This window comes from Mycolicibacterium vaccae NBRC 14118 = CIP 105934 (assembly GCF_001552715.1).
Classification (GTDB): Bacteria; Actinomycetota; Actinomycetes; order Mycobacteriales; family Mycobacteriaceae; genus Mycobacterium; species Mycobacterium vaccae.
Genome location: NZ_BCRS01000227.1, coordinates 1 through 7247, shown reverse-complemented (window position 1 = coordinate 7247; position 7247 = coordinate 1). Strand labels below are relative to the sequence as shown.

Here is a 7247-nt window from a genome sequence, read left to right as displayed (position 1 = left end):
AGCTCGTCGAGCGCGACGTCGACCGGCGCCGGGGCGGGCAGCGGTGCGCCGAGCAGCCCGGGCCGCGGGTCACGGTGCCCGGCCGCCACCTGCGCGGCGGTCAGCGTCGTCGGGTCGAACGTGAACGGCTGCCCGGCGGGCATGCCGAGCTTGCCCGGCGTGACGTTGTCGATGTCGAAGGGCTGCAACGGATGTTCCACGAGCACCCGGTCGCGAACCGGGATCGCGGTGGTGATGTCGAGGGTGTCGAGCAGTTCGACGACCGGCACCGCGGGCGGCATCCGCTGGCCGCTGATCTCGTTGGCGCCGGTGTAGGTGATCACCAACTTCTCGGTGGCCGACCCGATCGCGTCGAGCAGCAGTTGCCGGTCTTCGGAACGGATGTCACGCTCACCGGTTCTCGGATCACGGGCCAGTGCGTCGTCTCCGTCGACCACACCGATCCGCGGGAACACGCCGTCGTCGAGACCGACCAGGCAGACCACCCGGTGCGGGACCGAACGCATCGGCACCATCGTGCAGACGGTGAGCGTGCCGGTGCGGAAGTTGGCCCGGGTAGGTCGGCCCGCGAGGTGGCGGTCGAGCAGCGCCTTGATGTCGGACAGCCGTAACTCGGTGCCTGCGTGTGTGCCCGCGGCGGCCAGGATGTCGTTGAGCTCGCGCTCGACCTGGCTGGTCTGCCACAGGTCGGCCTCCGGTACCGCGGTCAACGCGTTCAGGCCGTCGTGGAGCCGCTGCACCCAGGTGCTCAACGGCGCTGCGCCGGAGAGGGATTCGACCGTGCGGTGCAGTCGGTCGACGTACTCGGCCAGCCTGCCGGCGAGCTCGACGCGGTTGCTGCCCACGTCGTCCAGCGGCAGTGTGGTGTCGAGCCAGGCGTGGGAGTCGTCGGACATCGCGACCCCGGCCAGTACCCGGTCGATACCGAACCGCCAGGTGTTCTGCAGGAAGTCGACGCCGTAGGGGTGGCGGTGATCCCGGTCGAAGCCCCAGCGGATGTTCGACTCGCGCACCCAGTCGCCGATCGTGTCGAGGTCGTCGTCGGAGAACCCGAACCGGGACCGTACCGGCGCGGCCTCGGCGAGGTTGAGAACCTCACCGGCGGTGGCGCGCCCGCCGGCCAGCCCGAGCAGCTGCCGGGCCACCCCCAGCAGCGGGTTGGTCTGGGTCAGTGCCCGGTCGGCGAGCTTGACCCGCAGCTGATGGGCGGGATGCGCGCCGGTGACGACGTCGCCGAGGCCGAATCCGGCGACGATCAGCGGCGCGTAGGTCTCGATGTCGGGGCACATCACCAGGATGTCGCGCGGTTCCAGGGTGGGATCGTCGGCGAGCAGACCCAGCAGCACCTCGCGCAGCACGTCGACCTGCCGGGCCGCGCCGTGGCAGCTGTGGATCTGCACCGACCGGTCACCGGCGTCGGGTGTGCGGCCTTGTGGGCGAATCGAATTGGCGCCGAGGTCGGACTGCAGCCAGCCCAGCAGAGTGTCGGGGCGGTGGGCTGGGCCGAGGCTCTCGTCGGTCCGCGCGCCGGTGGGCAGCGCGCGCTGCAACTCGCGCAGGTCGCGGCCGAGCGTGGCCAGCAGCGGATGGCCGACCTCGCGGTGGGAGATGTCCTCGCGGCGGCGCACGATGCCGTGGATGTCGCCGAGCGCGCTCCACAGGCGGGCACTGGGGTGAGGCAGCCACAGATGCAGCTCGTGGTGGGTGCTCAGTGCGTCGAGCAGCTCGATCTCGGTGACCGGCAGCCGGGTGTGGCCGAACAGCGACAGCCGCTGCGGCAACGCGCACGGCGCTTCCCGGAGCCGGGCCACGGTGCGCGCGTGGCGGTGGTGCGGCGGTTCGGCGTCGACGGCGGGCAGGAGCGCGCGGTAGAGCCGCGGCTGCCACAGCAGATCGTCGTCGAGGTCGCCGTCACGGCCGTCGATCCAGTCGATCAGCAGTTGCGGCCGCTGCCTGGCGTAGGAGTCGAAGAGGCCGGCGAGGCGGCGAGCCACGGCGTAGCGCCTGCCCTGCCGCAGCGACTTCTCCTCGCCGTCGGCGAAGTGGCCGAGGTGCGCGGCCAGCGTGGCGCACCACGGTTCGCCGACACAGCTGTCGATGACGGTCAGCAGCGGCCACACCATCGCCTCGGGCGACCACGGGTCGTTCCTGTCCGTGCCGGTGAGCTCCGCGATCAGCGAGCGGGGGTGCCGGAACGTGACGCCCGCACAGATCCCGTCCTGGCCGGTGCCCCGACCGAGGACGTGGGAGAGGCGCTGGCTGAGCCAGCGTTCGGTGCCGCGCGCCGACACCAGCACGAGATCCTCGGCGAACGGATCGGCCGGTGGACTGGCCAGCATCGCGCCCAGGCCGTCGGCCAACAGGTCGGTGCGCTCGGCCCGGTGCAGGTGCAACCCCATCGTGCGGTCAGACTACGACAGGCGCTCAGCCTCGCACGACGCTGTTGCCGACCCCGGACTTCGCGATCTCGGGTTCACCCGTGCGGTAGGTGACCCGGTTGTCGAAACCGGATGCGCGGATCGACCCCGCGGATTCGACCGAGACCGTGTTCTCGACGCCCGAGACGTTGACCGAGGCGCACGGGCCCTGCACCTCGACGGTGTTCCTGACCCCGCTGACGGTCACCGTGCCCTCGTCGCAGACCACGGTCTGACTGGTCTCGACCCCGCTGATGCTCAGCGCGGCGCCGGACTCCACCGTCACCGTCTGGTCGGCCACGTCGGTGGGCGTGCCCGCGCCGGCGACCGGCGGCGGGTCGAGCGGTCCGCCACCGCCGGCGATGGGCACCGCCTGGCCCGGTGCGCCGCCGGTGTCGACGAGCATGACCACCCCGGCGACGGCGGCCGTGCCGACCACGACCACGATCAGCGGGATCAGCCACAGCGCCGCCGGATGCGACGGCCGGCGCACCACCCGCTGCGGCGGCGCGTAGTACGGCGACGTGACGCCGCGCTCCAGGTCCCGGATGCGGGCTTCAGGGTCGCCGAACGGCTCCATCGGCCGATGCTCGCACACCTGGCCGCGCTCGCACGGCGGATCGGATTGGACCGCAGGCCTGCGGGTATCCGGGGGCCATGGTGGCACCTGGATTCCTGGCCATCGGAAGTGGACCCGCGGGCGTCAGCGCGGCCGAGACGTTCCGTCGCAGGCATCCACACATCCCCGTGCGCATCCTGTCGGCGGATCCGGCGCTGCCCTATGCGCGGCCGCCGCTGAGCAAGGAGTTCCTCGGCGGCGGCCACACCGACCTGGATCTGCACAGCGCGGGCTGGTTCCGCCGCCACGACATCGACCTGGTGCTGGGCATCACCGCCGAGCACATCGACGTCGACGCGCAGGAGGTGGTCACCGCCGGGGGCGCGCGCTATCCGTACTGGCATCTGGTGCTCGCGCCCGGCTCGGCCGCGGTGCCGTTGAACGTGCCGGGCGGGCACAGCGCGCAGCGCCTGCGCTCCCTCGCCGACGCCGTCGCGCTGAAGATGGCGGCCCGGTACGCGGAGAGCGCGGTGGTGATCGGCGGGGGCCTGGTGGGGTGCGAGGCCGCCTCCCGGCTGGCCGTGCTCGGGGTGGCCACCACCCTGGTGGTGCCCGAACCGGCACCGCTGCAGCGGCGTTTCGGGCTCGAGGCCGGTAAGCGGGTCGCCGAGATGCTCTCCGACGCCGGGGTGCGTGTGCTGCTGTCGACGACCGTGGCCGCGGTCGACGACACCGGGGTGACCCTGACGGTGGGGGACCGCGTCGACGGCGACGTCGTGCTCGCCGCCACCGGTGTCCGCCCCGACATCCGGCTGGCCACCGGTGCCGGGCTGACCACCCGGCAGGGCCGGGTGGTCGCCGACGAACACATGCGCACGTCGGCCCACAACGTCTACGCCGCAGGCGATGTCACGATCGCCTACAACGTCGCGGCCGCCCGCCCGGTGGTGTCCGAGCACTGGCGCGACGCCGCCCAGCAGGGCCTGGTCGCCGGCCTCACCGCGGCCGGTCAGCCCGCGGTCTGGAGCAAGGTTCCCGGATTCACCTGCCGGATAGGTGATTTCACGCTGTCCTACCGGGGCTGGGGCGGCGATGCCGACCAGTCGACGCTGACCGACGCCGAGGGCGGGTTCTCCGTCGTGTACCGGTCGGGGCACTCGGTGGTCGGGACGCTGACCGCTAGATCCAGTCCCGCTTCCTGAACAGCCAGTACAGGATCACGACGAACAGTACGATCACCGCGCTGCTGGTGACGAAGCCGCCGAACGTGTCGATGCCGGGGTAGTCGACGTTCTGGCCGTAGAAGCCGGTGATCGCGGTCGGGACGGCGACGATCGCCGCCCAGCCGGTGAGCTTTTTCATCACGGTGTTCAGTCGGGCGTCCTGCAGCGACAGGCTCGTCTCGAACACCGCGGTGACCATGTCGCGCAGCGACTCGGTCCACTCCGAGGCCCGCTGCACGTGGTCGTAGAGGTCGGCATAGAGCGGATCGAGCTCGCCGGTGGCGTTGGAGTCCCATCGGCGATGCTGGATCGCCAACACGACCTCCCGCATCGGCAGGACCACCCGGCGCAATGCGACCAGATCCTTGCGCAGCTGAAAGGTTCTGTGCTGAAAGTCTTTTCCGGGTGCAACACCGTCGAACAGGACGTCCTCCAGAGCCTCGATCCCGTCGTCGAGCACCTGCACCGCGTCGAAGTGCCCGTCGACGATCACGTCGAGCAGGCCGTGCACCAGCGACCCGACGCCGTACTCCTGGCCGCCGAGTTCGTCGAACCGCCGGGACACCTCATCGATGTCGAACCGGTCCGACAGCCGCACCGTGATCAGGCCGCGCGGCAGCACGAAGGCCGAGACCCGGTGCTTCTCCAGGGCCGAGTCGGAGTAGGACTGCGGAGGGGGATCTTTCACGGTCACGCCGTAGGCCGTGAAGAACGTGTGGGTCCGGTAGGTGACGGCCTTGGTGCGCTCCACGTCGGCGAGCGCGTCCTCGACCGCCCAGGTGTTCAGATTCAGTTCCCGGGCCAGCTCCACCAGGATCTCGTGGTCGGGGTCGTAGATGTCGCACCACACCAGCGTGTTGTCCGAGCACAGGCATTCCGAGATCGCCGAGAACCGGAAGTCGTCGGTGGGTTGACCGTCGCGCCAGATCCGGCCCCGGACTTGTGTCACCCGACCATCATGGCACCGCTGTCCCCGGCGCCGGGTGTGCGGTGTAGAAGGCGACATGGGCCCGCGCCGCCGCCTCCCAAGTCATGGATTCGGCCAGTGCCCGGCCCGCCTCGACCCGGTTCACCTCACCGAGGGCGGCGGCCAGCTGCGCCGCGAAGCCCTCGATGTCGGCGGCGTAGCGCACCGTGTCGCCGAAAACCTCACGCAGAACCGGAAGTTCGCGCGCCACCACGGGCCGGCCGGCCGCCAGGGCTTCCATCGCGGCCAGCCCGAAGCCCTCCTTGACCGACGGGAACGCGAAGACCGCGGAGGCGGCCACCAGGCTCGGCAGGTCCGCGTCGGCGACCGCGCCGAGTACGACCGGTCGCACCCCCAGATCGGCGCAGCGTCGCTCGAACCGGGCACGGTAGTCGCGGTAGTCGAACAGCGTCTCGCCGCCGGCGATCACCAGCGCGAGGTCGGTGTGCCGCCGCCGGAGCAGATGGTAGGCCTCCAGCAGGTCGAGAGTGCCTTTGCGGGGTTCGATCCCGCCGACGGCCAGGACGTAGCGGCCCAGTCGGTCACGCCATCTGCGCTGGTCCGCCACGGCCTCCGCGGCGGCGATGAAGCGGTCGGCGCGCACCCCGTTGGGGATCACGGTGGGATGCAGTCCCCAGCCTGCGGCCACCTCCGCCGCGACGGCGGCCGAGACGCAGATCCGTGCGTACGGCTCCACGACCGCCCTCTCGTGACAGCGGGCCAGGATCGGGGTGCTGAACTCGTCGAGATGGTGGATGGTGCGGATGCACGGGCCGACGGCGTTGGCGCTGATGCAGTCCTGCGCGTGCACGATGTCGTACGCCTCCGGGGTGAAGTGGCGGTGCAGCGTGTCGATCGAGCGCACGATGCGGTCGGTGACCGTCTCGCCGGGGCGGTCACCGAACTCGAGCAGCCGCAGTTCCACCGCGGGGTCGACGTCCCGGAAGAACCCGGTGTCGCCCTGCCTGGCCAGCGACCAGACCGTGACGGCGACACCGAGACCGGCGAGCGCTTCGGCGAGGTTGAGGGTGTGCACCACCCCGCCGCGAGGCTTGGTCGAGTACGTGATCAGCGCGACGCGCATGGGCGGTTCCGTCCCGTCGCCGAGTACACGTCCACCCGCCGCTCCGCGAGGTGGTCCAAAACCTTTCGGGCGCGCGCTATCTCGGTCTTGACATCGATGTCGACGCACGCCATGCCGCCCTTCGATCGGGTGGTGGCCAGCACGTCGCCGCCCGGACCGACGACTTTGGCCTGACCGAGGAAGCGAAGCGACCCCATCACGCCGGTCTGGTTCGCCGACACCACGACCACCTGGTTCTCGGCGGCGCGGGCGCAGTCGTAGAGATCGAACAACCTCGACTGGCGGTCGGCGGGCAGCCGCGATGCCCGGTCGGTGACACTGGCCGGCCACGCCGACAGCGCGGCGACGATCTGGGCCCCGTCCAGCGCGAGCGCCCGCGCCGATTCGGGGAACGTCTTGTCGTAGTCGATCAGCATGCCCAGTCGCCCGACGGGGGTGTCGAACGCCGCGAACGTGTCACCGGCCAGGTACGCCAGCGACTCGCCGGCCGGCTGGTGCACCTTGCGGTGGGCGCCCAGCACGCCGTCGCCGGACACGCAGATCGCCGAGTTGTAGCGCCCCCCGCCGGGGGCCGCCTCGGCGTAGCCGACGCACACCGTCATCGGACCCGCGGCGGCGATCACCGCGCCGATCTCGGGCCCGTCGGGGTCGAGAGCCGGGGGAGGATCGGCCGGGTCGGGCCTGCGCAGATCGCCGAGGTAGCCGCCGAGACAGGCGTCGGGGAACACCAGCAGCTGAACGCCGTCGCGTTCGGCCGCCTCGATGATGCCGACCACCTTGGCCACCCCGCGGTCGACGTCGCGGCCGAAATGCGCCGCGACCGCAGCGAGCTTCACGCCGTACCCAGACCGGTCACCGCGCCGGGCAGCGCCGCGGTCACCGCCCCGTCGGGCCAACGCAGACGGACCCCGGGCCGGCGGGTGAGCCGGCCGCACACCGCGGTGGCCACCGACTCGGGCAGCGGAGCCGCGCCCGTCCCGCCCGCGGTCAGCATCCC

At 71.5% G+C, this 7247-nt stretch carries 6 protein-coding genes and 1 pseudogene; 1 reads left to right on the top strand and 6 read right to left on the bottom strand.

Features of this window, described 5'->3' with window-relative positions; all coding sequences use genetic code 11:
• Positions 1 to 2399: exodeoxyribonuclease V subunit gamma (recC, locus tag MVA01S_RS27660; protein ID WP_060941777.1), on the bottom strand; the 2399-nt coding region annotated here is incomplete at its 3' end.
• A 25-nt stretch (positions 2400 to 2424) separates the two neighbouring features.
• On the bottom strand, positions 2425 to 2997 hold the full coding sequence (locus tag MVA01S_RS27655; RefSeq protein WP_003929664.1) for a DUF3060 domain-containing protein: 573 nt from the start codon (positions 2995 to 2997) through the stop codon (positions 2425 to 2427).
• A gap of 77 nt (positions 2998 to 3074) precedes the next feature.
• On the opposite strand from MVA01S_RS27655, the gene MVA01S_RS27650 reads away from it, so the two are divergent.
• Entirely contained in the window at positions 3075 to 4178 is a 1104-nt protein-coding gene (locus MVA01S_RS27650; RefSeq protein WP_003929663.1) for an NAD(P)/FAD-dependent oxidoreductase, read from the top strand.
• Here the strand turns inward: MVA01S_RS27650 and MVA01S_RS27645 are convergent.
• The 4 genes and pseudogenes from MVA01S_RS27645 to MVA01S_RS32195 form a co-directional block, all read right to left on the bottom strand.
• A complete protein-coding gene (locus tag MVA01S_RS27645) occupies positions 4156 to 5148 on the bottom strand; it encodes a magnesium transporter CorA family protein (protein ID WP_003929662.1) in 993 nt (330 codons plus the stop codon). The genes MVA01S_RS27650 and MVA01S_RS27645 overlap by 23 nt on opposite strands.
• A gap of 7 nt (positions 5149 to 5155) precedes the next feature.
• A complete protein-coding gene (locus MVA01S_RS27640; RefSeq protein ID WP_003929661.1) occupies positions 5156 to 6250 on the bottom strand; it encodes an MSMEG_0565 family glycosyltransferase in 1095 nt (364 codons plus the stop codon).
• Positions 6235 to 7086 carry a carbon-nitrogen hydrolase family protein gene (locus MVA01S_RS27635; protein ID WP_003929660.1) on the bottom strand — a complete coding sequence of 284 codons (852 nt, stop codon included), beginning with the start codon at positions 7084 to 7086 and terminating at the stop codon, positions 6235 to 6237. Before MVA01S_RS27635 ends, MVA01S_RS27640 begins: the two co-directional genes overlap by 16 nt.
• Positions 7083 to 7247 (bottom strand): annotated as a pseudogene (locus MVA01S_RS32195) (MSMEG_0567/sll0787 family protein); the annotation flags it as partial. The gene MVA01S_RS27635 and the pseudogene MVA01S_RS32195, both read right to left, overlap by 4 nt.